Below are 17,051 nucleotides of genomic sequence, written 5' to 3' on the forward strand. Positions count from 1 at the left end.
CCTCCTCAGGTCACCGTCAGGGCGCCCTGGTTGATGTTGACGGCCGGACCGGCAAGCATCACCGTCGCGCCCTGGCCGTTGGACAGCGTGATGCCCACATCGCTGATCGAGATCATCGCGCCCGTTTTGGTCTTGAGCAGGATGCCGCCGGTGGGGCCCGGCAGATCGGAAATCATCAAGGTGTTCTGCCCGCCGGTCTGCAGCACGATGCTGGGCGACACGGGCAGCCCGGCCAGCGCCAGCGCTGGGACTTCGGCGGCCGATCCCCAGAATCCGCCGACCCAGATCGGGTAGTCGGGCTTGCCCTGTTCAAACTCCACCCATACGCCCGCACTGACCTGCGGCACGACGAACACGCCGCTCTGCTGGCCGGCGAACGGCACGCACGGCATCGCCCAGCTTGAGACGCCCAGGCCCAGCACGTCGGGCACCTGCACCTGGATGCGGCCCATCTGCATGGGATCGACGTTGTTGATCACCACGCCGCGGAATTTGCCGTAGTGGCGTTGGGGTTCTGTCATGGCGGCACCAGGGGCAGGGTGGAGATCAGACCGTTGCGGGCCAGCGAGAATTGCTGCCGGAATTCGCCCGCCTTGAGCGAGCTGTCGACGCGCTTGACGTAGTACAGGCCATCGAACGCCAGCCCCGCGCCGCGCACGCCGACCAGTTGGCGCGACTTGAGCACATGGCCGTAGCGCAGCACGTTGAGCGATCCATCGGCGGTCACGGCGTCGGCAGTGGTGCCGGCGGCCATGGCCAGACCTTTGCCCAGCGCGGCGGCCGGCGACAGCTTGGCGGTGTCTTTCAGCAGCGTCAGCCCCTTGGCCAGCGGCGGCAGCAGGCCCAGCGGCGGGCTGGTCAGGCTGACGTCGGGAACGGGAAGCGGAATCGGAAACTTGGTCAGCGGATTCTGGATGAAGATGACCGGCAGCGCGGCGTCCGACTGGTTCACCGCGAACGACAGCGATTCGACGTTGCTGTGCACGTCCATGCCCAGGTTGAGCGCGGGCTGCACTGGTCCCAGCCGGATCTCCGGTCCCCAGTACGCCACGTTGGCGCCGGGCAGCGGGCCGGGCTCGATGTAGAACACGTGGCCCACTTCCCGCGCCAACTGGCGTACATAGGCGAGGTCCGTGCCTTCGTGCAGCGGAATGCGTTCCACCGGAATCGGCACGTCGGTGAAGGGCGACGGCACGACCAGCGGCAGCATCCCGTACAGCGCGTAGCGGCCAATGATGGCGGCGACGCGGGCGGGCGGCGGCATGGCCGGGTAGGGCAGGCCGCTCATGTCCTGCTTGTCCATCGCCACCGTCAGGTCTTCGCCGGTAACGGTCAGCCGCGACTGGCCGGGCGCGCTGCCGTCCGTGATCTCCTGGCGCGTCACCAGCCCGTCCATCAGCACGGTGGGCAGCCCGTTCAGCGTGGCGACCAGGATGACGCGCAGCCACGGCACCTGGCCGCCAGCGATCACCAGCAGCGTATGCAGCGGCGAGCGGTTGCTGACGGAGAACGTGAGCTGGAATCCGCCCGGCCCGTCCGCGGACGACGACACCTCGACGCGCTCCAGGCCGTCCATGATGGGGCGGGGCGCAGGCACCGGCAGGCCAGGGCCGACCAGCAGCGTCAGGTGCACGCCGCTAAGCATCGCTGCCTCCGAAGGGCGCACCACCGAAGGGAGAACCCAACGCGGCGGGCAGCGTCACGCGCAGGCTGCGCCCGGGCACTTCCAGCGCGGCCGGACGCGGCGCGTCGTTGCCGTCCGCCAGGCGCCAGAACTGCAGCGGATCGCCCAGCGCCGCAGCGGCAATCCGGTCCAGCCGGTCGCCTGGGGCGACCGCGACCTCGCCCACCGCGGTCAGCGCCGCCGGGTCCGGCAGAATGCGCCGTCGCAGGTACACGAGCGGCCGGCCGTCCGGCCCAGGCATTTCCGCCGTTGGCACGTCGTGGTACCGGCTGTTGGCTGGGAAGCGCTGCACGCTCATGGCAGGGACTCCAATCCGACGGAACCCAGGTCGCCCAGACCGGCCAGCGCGGCCAGCCGTTCCTTGCGCTGCTGATACACCAGGTACAGATGGCCGCCCTTGTCGCCAAAGCCCAGATCGCCCACGTGCAGCACGCGCAGGCCCAGCGACACCTTTGCGCGGATGGGATTGAGGCGCGCGTCGAAGGCCTCTTCGGTAATCGAAAAATCCGTCACGCGCATCGGCACCACGCGCTCGCGGCTCCACACGAACAGGCTTAGCGGCGCGACTGTGGGCGCGATTTCCAGCGTGCCCAGGTTGGCGATCCGGTTGTTGCGGATGAGCGCGGCGCTGTCCGGGTAGACGATGGTCTCCAGCGCGGCCAGCTGCGCATGGATGCCCGTGTCGCGCGCCTGCGGATGATCGTCGGGAAATTCGAGCTGATCGGTGGCGTCCAGCTCGGCGTCCAGCCGGATCGTCTCGGACGGCGGACCTTTCAGGCGCAGCGGTTCGCCTGCCGCGCCGCCGTCGTCCACGCTCTGCGGCTGCAGCGAGCGCGTCAGGGTCTCGGGGTTGTATTGCAGCGATATCACGCGCTGCACCGCCCCGCTGGCCGGATCGATCAGGATGATGCCGCCGCGCAGCAGGCGGGGCGAAAGCGGTCCGCTCATGGATAGGCCTGCGGTTCCGCAGCGTTGCGTACGGCGGTGATGCGCTGCGCGCCCACCAGCGCTTCCGGCCAGTGGCGCGCCGCGCTGAATAGGTCGGGGCGGTAGTCGAACTCCAGCACGAAGCGCGACACCGGCACCCGCGCCACGCAGTCCAGTTCGACGGCGCGCAACTTGCCCGGCGGCTCGTCGACCATCGTGACGTCGGCGTAGCGCGTCTGGCACAGTTCCAGCACCTCGCCCACGGTCTTGCCAATCCAGTCTTCCATGGCGGCTCCTAGATCAGGTTCATGTTCTTGGGCACGGCGCTCGCGTCGTCCGGCCGGCAGGCGCGATAAAAGCAGATGCCGCAGCCGTCGACCGAGGCCCGCACGGCGGTCTCGACCTTGGCCTGGAACGTGCCGGTGGCGGCGGCAAACGCGTCGTTCCAGCGTGTCTTGAAATCGACGCCGCGCTTTCGGCAGTCGTACACGGCCTCGTAGTCCTGCATGTTCAGCGCGTAGTTGCAGCTGCCGGCGCCGATGTACTTCACCCAGCCCTGGCTGCCCGCCATGAAGTTGGCCACGTCGGCGCCGGAGAACGCGACGCCCAGCTTGGATCCTTCCGAGCTGCTGTACGGATGCGTGTGATAGGTGCCGAGCGTGTAGTCGCCCTTTTTCTCGGCGGGCAGGCTGATGCTGCCGCCGCCGCCCGATCCGGTGCGGATCACCCGCTTGCCGTCCTTGTCGGACACGATGCGCCCGCCATGTTCCTGCACGGTGTCGCCGCCGTGGCCGGACTTGGACCAGGCTTCGTTGACCGCGTCATACACGTCGTCCGGCATGGTGTGCGTGGTGGGGCACTTGCGCGCCTCGGCTTCGGCCACGCGCAGATCGCCCATGCCGGCGCGCTGCACGGTCTGCGCCAGGCCCGGCGCCGCAGCGGGCCGTGACAGGCTGTGCGCGGCGCGGTCGGCTTCCGCTTCCTGCGGCGAGTGCGACGGGCCAAGTTCCAGCGGCAGCCCGGGACGGTAGCGCCCATGCTGCTGCACGACGTGCGCCAGCTCGTGCGCCAGCAGGTCGCGGCCCTGGCGTGTGCCCGGCGCGTAGCGGCCCGCGCCAAAGGCGACATGCGCGCCGACGGTCCAGGCCTGCGCATCCAGCGCGCGCGCCGATTCCGCGGCCCGCGCATCCGCGTGGATGCGCACGCGCCCGAAATCGTGGCCGTAGCGCCGCTCGAATTCCATCCGGTCGGCGGAGGCCAGGGGCTGACCCGCGCTGCGCAGCACGTCCTCGACCTGCTCGGGCACCGCTGATTTTGCACGACCCGAAGTCGACGAGGCGGCGCACGTCGACTTGCCGCCGCAACCGCAGGCGCATCGCCGCATCACCAGGCGCGAGCGCGGCGTTGCGGTGTCCGGCCGCGGCGCGAACAAGGACGTTCTCATGGCTCTGCTCAATGCTTCAGATGAAACGTGTCCGCGATCGCGCGGCCCGCCTGCGTGCCCGTCTGCGTCGGTTGCGCGCCGTCCGCCACGGTGCGTACCGCTTCTGCATGGGCATCGGCGGCCGCGCCGCCGTTCTGCGCCGCCCGCCGGACCAGCTCGTGGACCAGGGCGGCAACGAACGCATTGCGTTGGGCCGCGTCATGGCTCGGCAGGCTGAGCGCGCGGATATGCAGGTGAATTGCGGATTTCATGGCCATCCCCTCGTTTCGGCATCGGCCAGCGGCCGTTCCCGTTTGGCGGCTTCAGCGTGCGCGGCTTGCAGCACGTGAGCCATGGTGACTTCGGAGCCGGCGTCGGCGGCCAGAAAGGCCGCGTTCAGCGCGACGTTGCGGATGCTGCCGCCCGTCAGGTTCAGGCGCGCCAGTTGGCGCGGATCAAGATCGCGGGTAGGCGTGGCGGCCGGGAACACGCCGCGCCAGATCCGCGCGCGCTGCTCCAGGTCAGGAAACGGAAACTGCACGACAAAGCGCAGCCGCCGCAGAAAGGCGCTGTCCAGGTTGGACTTCAGGTTGGTGGTCAGCACCGCGAGGCCCCGGTACGACTCCATGCGTTGCAACAGGTAGCTGATTTCGATGTTGGCGTAGCGGTCGTGGCTGTCCTTGACCTCCGAGCGCTTGCCAAAGAGCGCGTCTGCCTCGTCGAACAGCAGGATCGCGCCGCCGTCTTCCGCGGCTTCGAAGAGGCGCCGCAGATTCTTTTCGGTCTCGCCGATGTACTTGCTGACGACGGCGGACAGGTCGATGCGGTACAGGTCCAGCCTGGTTTCGCGCGCCAGGACCTCCGCGGCCAGCGTCTTGCCCGTGCCGCTTTCGCCGGTGAACAGGGTGGCAAGACCCAGACCTCGCGACTGCGCGGCCGCGAACCCCCAGTCTTGATGGACCCGATAGCGCTGGCGCAGATGCGCGGCGATCTGGCGCAGCACGGCGCGTTGCGGCTCGGGCAGCACCAGGTCGTCCCAGCCTGCGGCCGGCGTCAGACGTTGCGCCAAGCCGTCCAGCTTGCGGCGGCTGGCCTGCGCGCAGCCCTGCCACAGCACGGCGGCCGGATCGGCGCCGGGTTCCTGCAAGGCGGGGGCGAGCGCGGCGGCGGTGCGCTGCAGGGTCCGCGAGTCCAGCCCGAACTGGCTGGCCGCCTGGTCCACGGCATCGCCGACTTGCGCGGCGGCTTGCGGCCCCAACGCCTGCCGCCACAGCGTTCTGCGGTCGGCCTCTTGCGGCCGGGAGACGGCGCACGGGCGCGAGGCCGTGCGCAACGTGACGGGTTCGCGCACGCCCACGAGGCACAGCCCGCCGGCCTGTTCCACCAGATGCCGCGCCGCCGGCGTCAGGCCCTCCGAGGCGTCGATGAACAGGGCGGCCCCCAGCAGCACGGCCTCGCGCTGCCAGAGCGTCAGCATGACGTTGCGCTCGGCGGCGTCCGCCGGCACGTCTTCTGCCTGCAGCGCCAGGCACGCGAGGCCCGCAGCATGCGCGGCGCGCGCCGCCACGTCTTCCTGCGCGCCGGGGTCATCGCCTTCCAGCACAAACACCGGCAGCGGCGTGCCTTGCGCGGCGGTGACCTGCGCGGCGATCTGTTTCGCCGCCGCTTCGTGCGCGGTCGCGGTGTGGGGCAGGGGCAGCGCCGGCCGCAATAGCGGGCGCAGTCGCGCGTCCGGCTCGTTCAGGCCGGCCAGGTAATGCAGCACGCGTTCGTCGATGCGCAGGCGCGCGGTGCTCAGGTCGGCCGTGTCGTCCACGTCCAGCAGGCGCCAGCGGCGCAGCGGACGCTGCGGCGACAGGGCGCTCCAATGCGCGCCTTCCAGCTCGGCCAGCGCCAGCGCGAAGCTGGCATGACGCTGGCTGCCCGATCGGCCGTTCGCGTGGGCGCACAGATCGGCCAGCACCGCGTCCATCTCGATGCCGGCGCACAGCAGCAGCAGGTCGCGCTCGAACGCCGACAGGCCGAAGGTGGCGGTCAACTGGTCGATGGCCGAGTCGCCGTCGAGCGCGGCGCGCGCCTGCGCAAGCTGCTGCGCGCCGTGGCGCGGCGGCCGGCTGCCGGGCTTGCGCAGCCTTGTGCGCAGCCGCGTGAACTCGGCGGCCAGCAGTTGCTGGTTGGCTTCGATCCAGTCGGTGGGCGCGCGCGCGTTCATGGCAGCTCGATCTGGCGGTCTAGATAGCGGACGGGGACCGCCTCGCGGTCCACCAGCGGGCTTTCAATGCCGTCCACCCGCAGCCGCACCAGAAAGCGCGCGCCGGCGGGTGGCGCGTCGCGCCATTCGAAGATGAGCGCGCTGGCGGGTGCGGTGGCGGGTTCAGCGGGCAGCTCGCGGTCGCCCAGCAGCAGGCTGGCCGCTTGGCCGGGCAATAGCGGCGGCGCGATGCCCAACGTGATGCGCACCGTGCCCGCGTTGCGCGTGGCGGCGGCCGGCGGCAGCACGGGCTCGGGCGCCAGCACCAGCGCCAACTGATTGCTGTCGCGCCGCAGGCCGGTATCGCTGGCCTGCACCGTGGCATGCACGCGATAGACGCCGACCGGCAGGTCCGACGGCATCGTCAGCCGCAGCCACGCGTCCGTGCCTGCCTCGACGGGCACGTTGCGTTCGGCATCCAGCGTCGAATGGCGCAGCGTCACCGTGCGCGCCAGGCCATCCAGATGATGACCCTGCAACGTCACGGCGCCGCCGGGCACGGCAACCGGCTGCCTGCCCGCGGGTTGCACCGATAGCAGCGTGGGCAGCGGCGGCGTCAGGCCGGGGAACACCAGCACACCCCGGTCGCGCGGCGTGCCGGGAATGGCTTCCCCGCGTGTCAGCACGGGCAGGGCGCCGCGCGCGGGCCGCCTGGACTCGATCAGCACCACCGACACCTGAAACGCGGCGGTCGGGCGGTAGTGCGCCTGCAGGGCGGACCACAGGCGCGACATCTCTTCCGCGCCCAGCGCTGCCGGGGTGATCTTCAACAGTTCGATCTGACTGGCCAGGTCTGCGCTGCGCAGGCTCTGGTAAACCGTCGGCAGAATGGCGCCATCGACCACGTCCGGATCCAGCGCGCGGCGCACGGCCTCGCGCGGCAGCACGGCCGATTCGTGCAGCAATTGCAGCGCATAGCCCAGCAGCACTTCCGCCTGCAGCTCGGCGCGGCCATACGCGGTCAGCAGATAGTGGAGGTCCAGGGCCAGCGGCGGATTCGCGATGCGATCGCCTGCCGGATCGCGCGACGGCAGCGCGGCATTGCGCCACGCAGCGTTGGGCGTGACCTGATGCAGGAAGAGGTTCAGTTGCGGATCTTCCTGGTTGTCCAGCGACACCGCGTCGGGCGCCAGCGCGGATACCTTGACGCCCGCGCCCAGCGCGTCCGTGACCGCGTGGTCGATCATGCCCGAGTCGAGCAGGTCCTTGATGACGGCGGTGACCGCCGCGATCGCCAGCGCGTTGCTCATGGCAGCCCCGCGCGTCTGGCGGTCAGGTAGGCGCGCAGCGACAGCGCAGACGATCGCGGGGCGGCGGGCGCCGCGCGTTGGGGCGGGGGGGCGACTTCCAGGCGGTCAATGGTGATGTGGACGTCGGGCGGAGAGGGCGGCAGCGCGGGAAGGCGGGAGGCGGACGCCGCATCGGCGGCGTGGCTTCTTGCGTTGCGTGCGTTGGGGCCGGCAAGTTCTCGTGCCTCGGCGGACAAGGCCGCGTCGCGTGGGGCAGCAGGGCGGGTACTGTCAGTGACGTCGTGCTCGCCTGACTTTTCCGCCGGTAAGGGCGATGTGATTGGCGATACGGCTGCGGGGCGGGTCTGCCGGTCGTCGGCGGCGTGTTTGTCTGCCTCGATGGACCGAAGCGCGCGCGATTGGCGAACCGGCGAGGGCGCATCTTGATCACCGCGCGCCGGGTTGCGTGGGGGCACGTCCGCGTCGGCGATCGGCGCTGTCACGCTGAAATGCGTGCGATGCCGGCGTGTGTCATGCGCCGCGTCAGGCCCATTCGCGCCCGCCGCATCAACGTTCCATTCTGTCTGGCCAATCCCCCCGGAATCCGCAGCGTGCAACGGCGTCTGCGCGAAGCTGGCCACGCTGGATCGCGCGTCGTCTCTGGCCGCCTGCACGCGCGCGTCCGACGCCGCCTGCGCAGCCCCCAGCCCCTGCGTCTCACCCCGCCAATCATCACGCGGCACAGTCCCGACAAGCGCCACGGCCCGCGGCGACGGCGCGCTGCGCAGGCGCGGTGCGGAACCCACGCTGCGGCTCGCAAGCTGGCGCAGGAAGCCGCTCATGGAAGCGCCTCGCTGTCGGCCAGTTCCAGATACGCGGCGCGCCGGGCAGGTCCCAGCGCCAGCACCTGCGGTTCGGTCCAGCCGTAGGCGCGCGCCAGACGATGCACGTCCCGCAGCAGTCCCCGCGCGCAAAGACTGATGTCGTCCCACACGCAGGCGTCGGCGTCCAGCGCCACGGTCCACGCGTGCGCGCAGTCCGCGCAGCGCAACGACAGCTCGATGTTGGCGGCGGGATCCAGCGCTTCCATGCGCGCTTCGATGTCGTCCAGCGCCGCACCCTGCGGCAGGTCGGCGTCGGGCGGTGCGTCAACCCGGCACGCACGCAGCAGCAGCGCAAGCGCCGCGTCGCTGTCGGCGGCCACCGCGGCCTGCGCCTGGTCGCGGCTGCTGGGCAGACGCCATGCCGCTCCATGCGCGTCGAACATCGGCTCGGCCGATGCGCGTTCCGGCGGCGCGGACACCGATTCCAGCAGCGTGGCCACGTTTAGGTCGAACGCCATCGCCGCGCCGCAAGTCGGACAATCGGCGCAAGCGGCCAGCTGCGGCCCGAACGTGGCTTGCCGTAGGCGCAGCAGCGCCAGGTTCCGCCATCCGACCGGCCGTGACGCGACATCCACGCCAGGCAGTGCCTCGGCAAGCGCGAGCAGGCCGCGGTCTATCGGATGACAGTCACGGCCCGCCTCCCACAGCGCAAGAATCTGCGATTCGATCAGGGCGTTCATCGCGGCGCTCCATCAGGCCGGCTCGACGAAACTCGGTTCGGATGGCTCGGCGACTTCGTAGTCGCGTTCCCATCCTTCGTTTTCCAGCTTGATGGTCTGAATGGCGACCGCGTTGGCGTTCGCATCCAGATCGGGAATCGCCTGGTACTCCGACACCCAGCAGCGGAACACCTTGTAGGCCAGCACGAGCTGCCCGGCTTCGTTGTAGACCTCGATGATGAGGTCCTTGCGGAAGTTCTTCAGCGACACCTCGCTGCCCAGGCCCGATCCAAAGTTCCACACCTTGTTGGCCCACTGCTCAAATTCGCGGTCGTGCGTGACGCCGCGTTCCAGCGTCACCGCCTCGAATTTGCTGCGGCCTGGCGACTTGCGTCCGCTGGACGGGTCGCCGCCTTCGCGGTGCTCGACCACTTCGGTGCTGCGCTTGAGCGCCGACACCTTGCTGACGCCCGCCACGTAGCGGCCATCCCACTTCACCCGGAATTTGAAGTTCTTGTACGGGTCGAAGCGCTGCGGATTGACGGTGAACTGCGCCATGGCAATCTCCTGGTAACCGTGGTCGGCAAACGCGCCGGGCCGCAAGCGGCGCCGGCGCGTGCCGGGCTCAGGCCTGTATCTGGCCGGCCAGTTGCTGGATGCTGATGACGACAAACTCGGCGGGCTTGAGCGGCGCAAACCCCACCAGGATGTTGACCACGCCGCGATTGATGTCGTCCTGCGTGGTGGTTTCCCGGTCGCACTTGACCAGATAGGCCTCGCGCGGCGAACTGCCCTGGAAGGCGCCTTGCCGGAACAGCGTGTTCATGAACGCGCCGATGTTCAGGCGGATCTGCGCCCATAGCGGCTCGTCGTTGGGCTCGAACACCACCCATTGCGTGCCGCGATACAGCGACTCTTCCAGGTAGAGGGCCAGGCGCCGCACCGGCACGTACTTGTATTCCGAGGTGAGCTGGTCCGCGCCGCGCAGCGTGCGCGCGCCCCAGCACACCGCGCCATACACCGGAAATGTGCGCAGGCAGTTGACCCCCAGTGGATTCAGGCTGCCGTTCTCGCCGTCCGTCAGCGTCGCGGCCAGCGAGATGACGCCGGTCAGGTTGGCGTCGGTGCCCGCGGGCGCCTTCCATACGCCCCGGTTGCCGTCGGTGCGCGCGTACAGGCCGGCGACGGTGCCGCACGGGGGCGCAAGACGCGGCTTGCCGTTCTTGAGCGGATCGGACACGTACGTCCACGGGTAGTAGACGGCGGCGTGATCCGACTTGGGCAGCGCCGTGCCGTTGGCCACCGCCACCATCGCCGCCGGATCGGTGGCCGTGGGCGGAGCGTCCACGATCATGAAGGCGCGCCGCTCTTCGCAGTACGACGCGGCATCGGCCAGCACGCCGCTGTGCGTGATGGCCGGCAGGCAGAGCAGATTGAAGATGTCGGCGTCTTCCAGGGCGTACAGCCCTTGCCGCAGCGCGCGGCTGCCGATAAACGCGGCATAGACGTCCTCCGGCCCGTACGGCGTTTCGGTGCCGCCTTCCAGTAGCGCATCGACCGGGGGCGGCGAGGCGACGGCGCCGGTCAGCAGATGCAGGGAGGCGGCCAGGTCGTTGGCCGGGGCGGCCGCCACCGCGATGGTCGAGCCCAGGCCGCGCGAGCCGCTTGCCAGCACCAGCGTGCTGCCCTGCACCCGCGCCGTGAAGTCGCGGAAGGCCGGCGTGCCCGGCCGCAGCGCGCGCACGGCGGCCTGCAGGCGCGCCGCCACGTCTTCCAGTTTGGCGGCCAGCGAACCGCCTGCGGCGGTGGCGTCACCCAGGCTCACGAGTTCGGGCCCCAAGCCATCCAGCGTGATGCGCAGGCTGGTGTGCGTGGCGTCGGGCAGCGCGTCCAGGTCGGTTGCGCCGAAGGCATCGCTGGTCAGCGTTGCCGCGTCGGGCGTGGGCGCGGGGCGGATGATGGCCGCGCCGTCGGTTTCGATGCCGCCTGCCAGCGACCCTAGCATCAGCACGCCCGCGGCGTTGTTGCGCGCGCCCGGCAGCACGCGGACGCTGGCGTTTTCGCCGCCCGCGCCGGACGTCATCACCAGCGTGTTGCCGTTGCGCGCGGCGGTGAAGTTCGCCAGCGCCGGGCGGCCCTGCGCCTGCGCCCGCACCTTGGTCTGGATTGCCGCCGCCAGCGCGGTCAGACGCTGCGTCGCAGTGCCGCCGGCAATGTCGCCGGGCAATGCGATGCTGACGCCCACGGGTTCCAGCCCGTTCACGGCCACGCGGAAATCCGTGTGCGTCGCATCCAGCAACGTCTGCACGTCGCCCAGCGCGCCGCTGACGCTGGTGCCCGCCGGCAGCGCATCCAGCGCGCCCTGCGACAGCATCCGCTCCAGACGAACGAGCTGCGATACGCCCTGCACCAGATCCAGCAGATAGCGCGGATCCTTGGCGTTCAACGAGACGTTGGCGTAGCTTTCCGCCCGCCCGTCGCTGCCGCGGATGAACTGGATGTTGAAGGTGCTGGAGGGCACCGCGGTGGCGTGGTCGACGCGGACCTGGATGCTGTTGCCGGATACGCCGGGGTCCAGCGCGCGCACCGTCAGCACGTCCACCGCGGTTGCGCTGCGCAAGGTGCGCTGGGCGGGCGACGCTTCCTTCACGACGCGCACGACCCAGGCGTCCGTGCCGCCGTTCACGAAGAACTGGCGCACGGCATAGCCCAGCTCGGAATCGTCGGCCAGTCCGCCAAAGGCGCGTTCATAGTCGGAGAAACTGAATATCCGGACCGCCTTGTTGACGGGACCGCGTGGGGCCGCGCCCAGAAAGGCGGCGACCGAGGTCGCGACCCCGGCAATCGTGCGAACGCCGCTGGGAATTTCCTGGATATAAACCCCGGGATGGGACAGGGTAAGGGCCATGAGCTGCTCCTTCACACGGCTGTCGGGATCAGTGTCCTAGCCGCAGGAGAGGCTTAGAGAGCCGCCAGCGCGCCACGGGAGACGGGCAGGAGAAGGCTGGCGATTCGCGCGAGGCTTGCGCGGGGTGGCGGGCGTTGCGCCGCTCTAGTTGGATTGCAGCGGAAAGGCAATCGGGCAAAAGCAGCAAGCCCTGGTAGGAACGAGTTATAGAAGTTCTGATTGATGCGATCAATAGCTTTTTAACGGCGTTAACCATCTGTTTCTTATTCAGGGGGCGGTCAGCTCCGGTCTTGCCGCAATTGAACCCCGGGGCGCGCTGGCGTATAACCCGAAGCGGCGCCGCCCGCGATCATCCGGGCGGCGGAACGCCCCAGCCGGTTTGGCAGGCGGCCAGAACCTCAAGGAGCGTGAGATGAATTGCGTGTCCCGAATGCTGCATTTGCATGATTGGTTTTCCCGCTTGCCTGCCACCTCCGGCGATGCCGCCCGACGCCTGCGCATGACGCGCGTCGTCCTGGGCGTGGCGGCCGGAACGTCGCTGGCGTTTGGCGCCGCGGCGCAGCCGCAGAATGCCGGCCAGCCTGCGTCAGCCCCCGCGACCCAGACTGCTGCCGCGCAACCGGGCGCCGGCCAACAAGACTCGTCCGCCGCGCGCGCGCTGCAATGGCCGCGTAGCTTCACCGCGCCCGACGGCAAACGGGTCGAGCTCTACCAACCGCAGATCGACACCTGGACCGCCGACCGCCTCACCGGCCGCATGGCGGTGGCGGTGGGACCGGCCAAGGGCAGCCCGACCTACGGCGTCGCCGAGTTTTCCGCCCGCGCCGACGTGAACAAGCCGGCCGGACTGGTGCGCCTGTCAGACATCCGCGTCGAACGCGTGCAGGTGCCCACCGCGCCGCAGGAGGCCGCGCGCCTGCGCAGCGAGCTCGAAGCCCGCATCCCCGCCAACGGCGTGGTCACGCCATTGGATGCGCTGCAACTGAGCTATGCGCTGTCGCAGAACAACCCGCCCGCCAAGACCGTGCCGGTGAACAACACGCCGCCGCGCATCATCTACCGCACGGTGCCGGCGATCCTGGTGCTGGTGGATGGCGCACCTGCGTGGACCCAGCTGCCCGAGACGCAGGGATGGCGCCGCGTCATCAACACCCGCGCCCTGATCCTGGGCGACAACGCCGGCCGGTTGTACCTGCAGGCCGCGGGCCACTGGTACGAAGCCGGCGACATCAACGGGCCGTGGCGCACCGTGGCGCAACCGTCGCCCGCGCTGCTTGCGGCGGCAGACGCCGCGCGCCGCGGTCCGGCGGCGGACCCGTTGATGCCGCACGACGGCAAGGCGCCGCACCGCGCGCCCGATATCGAAGTGTCGACCGTGCCCGCTGAACTGCTGATCACGATTGGCCAGGCCGAGCTGCGGCCGGTGCCGGGAACTTCGCTGCTGTCGGTCACCAACGCCGACCACGCCGTGTTCATGAACCCGGGCGACAACCGTTACTACCTGCTGGTGTCCGGCCGCTGGTTCCGCGGCGCGCGGCTGGAAGGGCCATGGTCGTATGTGCCGGGCAAGGACCTGCCGCGTGATTTCGCGCGCATTCCGCCGCGGGATCCGCAAGGCGGGGTGCTGGTGTCGGTGCCCGGCACGCCGCAGGCGCGGGAAGCCGTCATTGCGTCGACCATTCCGCAGACCGCCACGGTGTCGCGCAGCGCCGCCAAGCTGCAGGTCGAATACGCCGGCGGCGCGCCGGTGCTGCGGCCCATCGACGGCACGACCCTGCACTACGCGACGAACTCGCCGGTGCCGGTCATCCAGGCGGAAGGCCGCTATTACGCGCTGTCGAACGCGGTGTGGTTCGTGTCGGACTCGCCAACCGGACCGTGGCGCGTGGCCGACCATGTTCCGGCGGCCATCTACGCCATTCCCGCCAGCTCGCCGCTGCATTACGTGACCTATGTGCAGGTCTACGGCGCCACGCCGCAAAGCGTGGTGTTCGGCTATTCACCCGGCTACATGGGCGTGGTGGTGGCGCCCGACGGCACCGTCGTCTACGGCACGGGCTATTCCTATCCGCCCACGATCGTGCAGAACACCTGGGTCGGCTATCCGCCCAGCTATGGCTACAACGCCGCCTTCGATTCGGCCGCGGGCTTTGCCTTCGGGTTTGCCGCCGCCGAGGCCTGGGGCGGCGCGGCGCCGTACTGGGGACCGTACTATGGCGCGCCCTATTGGGGCGGCGTGGACGTCAACAAGGTCGACGTCTACGGCGCCTGGGGCGGTTCCGGCACGGTCACGCACGCGGCCGGCTGGAACGGCTGGACGGGTACCGAGTGGCAGGGCGCCCACGCCGAAGGCTACAACCCGCAAACCGGCGCCGCGTTTGAAGGCACGCGCGGCGCGGCTTACAACGAGTACACGGGCAACGCCGCCGCCGGACGCCGCGGCGCCTACACGGATCCGGTCACGGGCGCATCGGGCGCGGGCCGCGCGGGCGCAGTCGAGAACGACGACGGCCAGTGGGCCGCAGGCCGGCAGAACGTGCGCACCAATGCCGACACCGGCCGCACCACGTACTCCGCCGCCAGCGCGACCGGCACGGCGGGCCAAGGCGCCGACAGCGTCGACCGGCGCGGCGCCACCTACAACCGCAACACCGGCAGCGGCGCGGCGTGGAACAACGGCAACGTGTATGCGGACCACAACGGCAATGTCTACGAGCACAACGACAACGGCTGGCAGCAGCACACGTCGTCGGGGTGGCAGCCGGTTCAGCCGAACACCCAGTCCAATTACCTGAACGCACAGCGCCAGGCGCGCGATTATTCGGCGCAACCGGGCGGCATGGATGGCGGAGGCTGGCAGAACCGCATGAACGAGTCCGCGGGCGGCTGGCAAGGCCGCAGCGACGGCGGCTGGCAGGGTCGCGCGGAGGGCGGCTGGCAAGGGCGCGGGGAGGGCGGCTGGCAGGGCCGCGGGATGGAGGGGCGCAGCTTTGGCGGGTTTGGCGGGTTCCGGGGCGGCGGCTTCCGGCGTTGAGTCGGTAGGGGCAGCGCGCTCACGTCGCGCGCAACGCGTGCCGGCTCGGCGGCCGGCACGCATGTTGTCTGTGGTCAGTCCTGCACCAGGTACGCCTGTCCGCCCGGCTTCAGATAAGCCGCCAGATCGCTGAACGGCACCTGCGCCAGCGTGCCAAGACACACGCCCGACGCGTGCCCCACGCCCGACACCGACAGGCTCAGCGCACCCGGAGCGCTCGCGCCCAGCGCAAGATACGTGGGCCAAAGATCCCAGCAGCCTTCCTTGGAGCGGTCTTCCGTCAGGCCCGACTCGTCGCGCGCCGCCAGGGTTTTCTGTACCTGGCCGGCAAGTTCCTTCAGCGCGGGGCGCGGTTCGCGGTTGTTCGGCTCGTAGGCGTCGAACACGCGGTTCCAATCCAGGGTTTCGCCGCGTAGCAGGTCCAACGTGTAGGGATCGAAGTGGTTGTTGGGATGCGCGCCGCCACAGTCCAGGCTGCCGGACTCGGTCACGGTCATCAACGCGCTGGACAGCCACGGCACCTTCACGACCTCTTCCTCGTAGTTGCCCAGCGTTCCCGCGGACGGGCCGTCGCTGGTGTAGGCCGTGGCCTTGCAGACCAGTGCTGCGTGGCTCATGCGCCAGTGGCGCTGTTCGAGCAGATGGTTGACGCGCGCCATGACCGCTTTGTCCGGATGCCGCGACAGGCGCGGATAGCTGAACTGCGTGCGCGGATCGCGCCACATGCGATAGGCCACGGTGGCGCTGCCGATGTCGTCGCCCACGGGCTCGGCATGGCCCGCTAGTTTGAGCGTGTCGTAGGGCACGCGGGCCGCGTCGATCTCTACGCCGAACTCGATGCCGCCATCGGGCGTCAGCGCGCTGGCGTCGTACTGCGCGACACGCTTGAGCGTGAAGCTGCGTTGCTCGCCCGTGCGCGTGTCGATCCAGACCCCGCGATAGCCCTGCGCGTCGAGCGTGCCTTGCCAGGTGGCGGCAGGCTTTGCGCCCGGCTGTTTGGCGGCCTGGTACGTCAGCGGCTCGGCCAGCGATTTGACGGTGCCTTTGAGCGGAATGTCGACGCCGTTCTTGGGATAGAAGTAGCGTCCGGTCAGCTCGCCATCGGCGGCCGCGCTGTCCAGCTCCATCACGATGTCGCCCACGCCTTGCAGCGTGCCCGTGTAGACGGTGCGCTCGGCGGCGCTGGCCTCGCCGGGCGTCTGCAGCAGCAGGGCCAGCGCCAAGGCGCTAAACGGAATCGAAAGCGGGCGTGCAATGGGAAAGGGCATCTGCGTGGTGGACCCTGAGACGTGGGCCGGTCAATATACCCGACGCATCAGGGCTTCAATCTGCTGACCGCCACTGTCCAGCGCCGGGGTCCACGCTAACGCGCCGGCCATCTGCCCAGACCTGTTCCTCTTCCAGCCGCGACGCCGTTCCGGTGTCGATGTCGAAGACAATGCCAAGCGCCCGTGCGACCGCCGGATCTTCGATCGGCAGCTCCCAGGTCAGAAAGAGTTGCGACAGATCTTGGTCATCGGCGAAGTCCGCCTCGTCGTACCCGCTTTGATGCCGGCGAATCACGGCGTGCGGCTGGCAGGTGTCGAAGACGATGGCCACGCCGCGTGTGAGCGCAATGCGGTGGCCGGTGCCGGGAAAATGCACGTCCAGACCCTTGTCGTCGGACAGGAACAGATTGCAGAACGCCGCGCTGCCGTATTGACTGCCGTCGTGGTGATAGCGCGCGCCGCGGCAGGCCATCAGCGCCATGTCGCTGGCGCCCAGCACATCGCCCAGCCCTTGCGCGCGCGTCCAGTCGCGCATGGCTTGCACGCACTCGCCGAATTCCGGCCAGCGCGCGCGGGTGCGGGACAGCGGCATCTGCTCGACGTCGCCGGGTTCGAGCAGCAGCCGCGTGCGGATCTCGCGATTCCAATCGGCCAGCAGGCGTGCCGGCGGCGCGGGCACGTTCAGGTGGCCCGCGAGCAGCCGGCTGCTGACGCTGCGGCTGCGCAAGACGTCATCGTGCGCGTAAAAGAACGACGTCAATTGGTCCTGCATTGGGTGATTCAT

The 17,051-nt window shown here is 69.8% G+C and carries 16 protein-coding genes; 1 reads left to right on the top strand and 15 read right to left on the bottom strand.

The window, feature by feature from the left end; all coding sequences use genetic code 11:
• Positions 1-5: 5 nt before the first annotated feature.
• The 13 genes from KW836_RS08745 to KW836_RS08805 form a co-directional block, all read right to left on the bottom strand.
• Positions 6-521, bottom strand: coding sequence for a phage baseplate assembly protein V (locus KW836_RS08745; protein ID WP_175122710.1), 516 nt, complete (start codon positions 519-521; stop codon positions 6-8).
• On the bottom strand, positions 518-1,645 hold the full coding sequence (locus KW836_RS08750) for a hypothetical protein (RefSeq protein ID WP_218343000.1): 1,128 nt from the start codon (positions 1,643-1,645) through the stop codon (positions 518-520). The genes KW836_RS08745 and KW836_RS08750 overlap by 4 nt, the downstream gene beginning before the upstream one ends.
• On the bottom strand, positions 1,638-1,982 hold the full coding sequence (locus KW836_RS08755) for a LysM domain-containing protein (protein WP_218343001.1): 345 nt from the start codon (positions 1,980-1,982) through the stop codon (positions 1,638-1,640). Before KW836_RS08755 ends, KW836_RS08750 begins: the two co-directional genes overlap by 8 nt.
• A complete protein-coding gene (locus KW836_RS08760) occupies positions 1,979-2,632 on the bottom strand; it encodes a hypothetical protein (RefSeq protein WP_218343002.1) in 654 nt (217 codons plus the stop codon). The genes KW836_RS08755 and KW836_RS08760 overlap by 4 nt, the downstream gene beginning before the upstream one ends.
• A complete protein-coding gene (locus KW836_RS08765; RefSeq protein WP_175137629.1) occupies positions 2,629-2,898 on the bottom strand; it encodes a hypothetical protein in 270 nt (89 codons plus the stop codon). The genes KW836_RS08760 and KW836_RS08765 overlap by 4 nt, the downstream gene beginning before the upstream one ends.
• A gap of 8 nt (positions 2,899-2,906) precedes the next feature.
• Positions 2,907-4,055, bottom strand: a complete 1,149-nt coding sequence (locus KW836_RS08770) for a DUF4157 domain-containing protein (RefSeq protein ID WP_218343003.1) — start codon at positions 4,053-4,055, stop codon at positions 2,907-2,909.
• An 8-nt stretch (positions 4,056-4,063) separates the two neighbouring features.
• Positions 4,064-4,306, bottom strand: coding sequence for a hypothetical protein (locus KW836_RS08775; RefSeq protein ID WP_218343004.1), 243 nt, complete (start codon positions 4,304-4,306; stop codon positions 4,064-4,066).
• Positions 4,303-6,246 (bottom strand): ATP-binding protein, encoded by a 1,944-nt coding sequence (locus KW836_RS08780; RefSeq protein ID WP_218343005.1) that lies wholly within the window; start codon positions 6,244-6,246, stop codon positions 4,303-4,305. The genes KW836_RS08775 and KW836_RS08780 overlap by 4 nt, the downstream gene beginning before the upstream one ends.
• Positions 6,243-7,535 (bottom strand): DUF4255 domain-containing protein, encoded by a 1,293-nt coding sequence (locus tag KW836_RS08785; protein ID WP_218343006.1) that lies wholly within the window; start codon positions 7,533-7,535, stop codon positions 6,243-6,245. Before KW836_RS08785 ends, KW836_RS08780 begins: the two co-directional genes overlap by 4 nt.
• Complete coding sequence (locus KW836_RS08790) at positions 7,532-8,356, bottom strand: hypothetical protein (RefSeq protein WP_218343007.1); 825 nt, start codon at positions 8,354-8,356, stop codon at positions 7,532-7,534. The genes KW836_RS08785 and KW836_RS08790 overlap by 4 nt, the downstream gene beginning before the upstream one ends.
• Complete coding sequence (locus tag KW836_RS08795) at positions 8,353-9,078, bottom strand: hypothetical protein (protein ID WP_218343008.1); 726 nt, start codon at positions 9,076-9,078, stop codon at positions 8,353-8,355. Before KW836_RS08795 ends, KW836_RS08790 begins: the two co-directional genes overlap by 4 nt.
• A 12-nt stretch (positions 9,079-9,090) precedes the next feature.
• Positions 9,091-9,615 (bottom strand): phage tail protein, encoded by a 525-nt coding sequence (locus KW836_RS08800; protein WP_056566211.1) that lies wholly within the window; start codon positions 9,613-9,615, stop codon positions 9,091-9,093.
• A gap of 67 nt (positions 9,616-9,682) precedes the next feature.
• Positions 9,683-11,965 (bottom strand): phage tail sheath subtilisin-like domain-containing protein, encoded by a 2,283-nt coding sequence (locus tag KW836_RS08805; protein WP_218343009.1) that lies wholly within the window; start codon positions 11,963-11,965, stop codon positions 9,683-9,685.
• A gap of 499 nt (positions 11,966-12,464) precedes the next feature.
• Here KW836_RS08805 and KW836_RS08810 point away from each other — a divergent pair, with 499 nt between their 5' ends.
• Positions 12,465-14,999 (top strand): carbohydrate-binding family V/XII, encoded by a 2,535-nt coding sequence (locus KW836_RS08810; protein ID WP_370633013.1) that lies wholly within the window; start codon positions 12,465-12,467, stop codon positions 14,997-14,999.
• 74 nt (positions 15,000-15,073) lie between these two features.
• On the opposite strand, the gene KW836_RS08815 is transcribed toward KW836_RS08810, so the two are convergent.
• Positions 15,074-16,267 carry a hypothetical protein gene (locus KW836_RS08815; protein ID WP_218343010.1) on the bottom strand — a complete coding sequence of 398 codons (1,194 nt, stop codon included), beginning with the start codon at positions 16,265-16,267 and terminating at the stop codon, positions 15,074-15,076.
• 55 nt (positions 16,268-16,322) lie between these two features.
• On the bottom strand, positions 16,323-17,039 hold the full coding sequence (locus KW836_RS08820; RefSeq protein ID WP_255595187.1) for a hypothetical protein: 717 nt from the start codon (positions 17,037-17,039) through the stop codon (positions 16,323-16,325).
• Positions 17,040-17,051: the final 12 nt, after the last annotated feature.

Source organism: Achromobacter sp. ACM05 (assembly GCF_019218915.1).
Lineage (GTDB): Bacteria > Pseudomonadota > Gammaproteobacteria > Burkholderiales > Burkholderiaceae_B > Achromobacter > Achromobacter animicus.

Coding starts and splice junctions, on each gene's coding strand:
- KW836_RS08745 (WP_175122710.1), bottom strand. CDS start 521: ATGACAGAACCCCAACGCCACTACGGCAAATTCCGCGGCGTGGTGATC.
- KW836_RS08750 (WP_218343000.1), bottom strand. CDS start 1,645: ATGCTTAGCGGCGTGCACCTGACGCTGCTGGTCGGCCCTGGCCTGCCG.
- KW836_RS08755 (WP_218343001.1), bottom strand. CDS start 1,982: ATGAGCGTGCAGCGCTTCCCAGCCAACAGCCGGTACCACGACGTGCCA.
- KW836_RS08760 (WP_218343002.1), bottom strand. CDS start 2,632: ATGAGCGGACCGCTTTCGCCCCGCCTGCTGCGCGGCGGCATCATCCTG.
- KW836_RS08765 (WP_175137629.1), bottom strand. CDS start 2,898: ATGGAAGACTGGATTGGCAAGACCGTGGGCGAGGTGCTGGAACTGTGC.
- KW836_RS08770 (WP_218343003.1), bottom strand. CDS start 4,055: ATGAGAACGTCCTTGTTCGCGCCGCGGCCGGACACCGCAACGCCGCGC.
- KW836_RS08775 (WP_218343004.1), bottom strand. CDS start 4,306: ATGAAATCCGCAATTCACCTGCATATCCGCGCGCTCAGCCTGCCGAGC.
- KW836_RS08780 (WP_218343005.1), bottom strand. CDS start 6,246: ATGAACGCGCGCGCGCCCACCGACTGGATCGAAGCCAACCAGCAACTG.
- KW836_RS08785 (WP_218343006.1), bottom strand. CDS start 7,535: ATGAGCAACGCGCTGGCGATCGCGGCGGTCACCGCCGTCATCAAGGAC.
- KW836_RS08790 (WP_218343007.1), bottom strand. CDS start 8,356: ATGAGCGGCTTCCTGCGCCAGCTTGCGAGCCGCAGCGTGGGTTCCGCA.
- KW836_RS08795 (WP_218343008.1), bottom strand. CDS start 9,078: ATGAACGCCCTGATCGAATCGCAGATTCTTGCGCTGTGGGAGGCGGGC.
- KW836_RS08800 (WP_056566211.1), bottom strand. CDS start 9,615: ATGGCGCAGTTCACCGTCAATCCGCAGCGCTTCGACCCGTACAAGAAC.
- KW836_RS08805 (WP_218343009.1), bottom strand. CDS start 11,965: ATGGCCCTTACCCTGTCCCATCCCGGGGTTTATATCCAGGAAATTCCC.
- KW836_RS08810 (WP_370633013.1), top strand. CDS start 12,465: ATGACGCGCGTCGTCCTGGGCGTGGCGGCCGGAACGTCGCTGGCGTTT.
- KW836_RS08815 (WP_218343010.1), bottom strand. CDS start 16,267: ATGCCCTTTCCCATTGCACGCCCGCTTTCGATTCCGTTTAGCGCCTTG.
- KW836_RS08820 (WP_255595187.1), bottom strand. CDS start 17,039: ATGCAGGACCAATTGACGTCGTTCTTTTACGCGCACGATGACGTCTTG.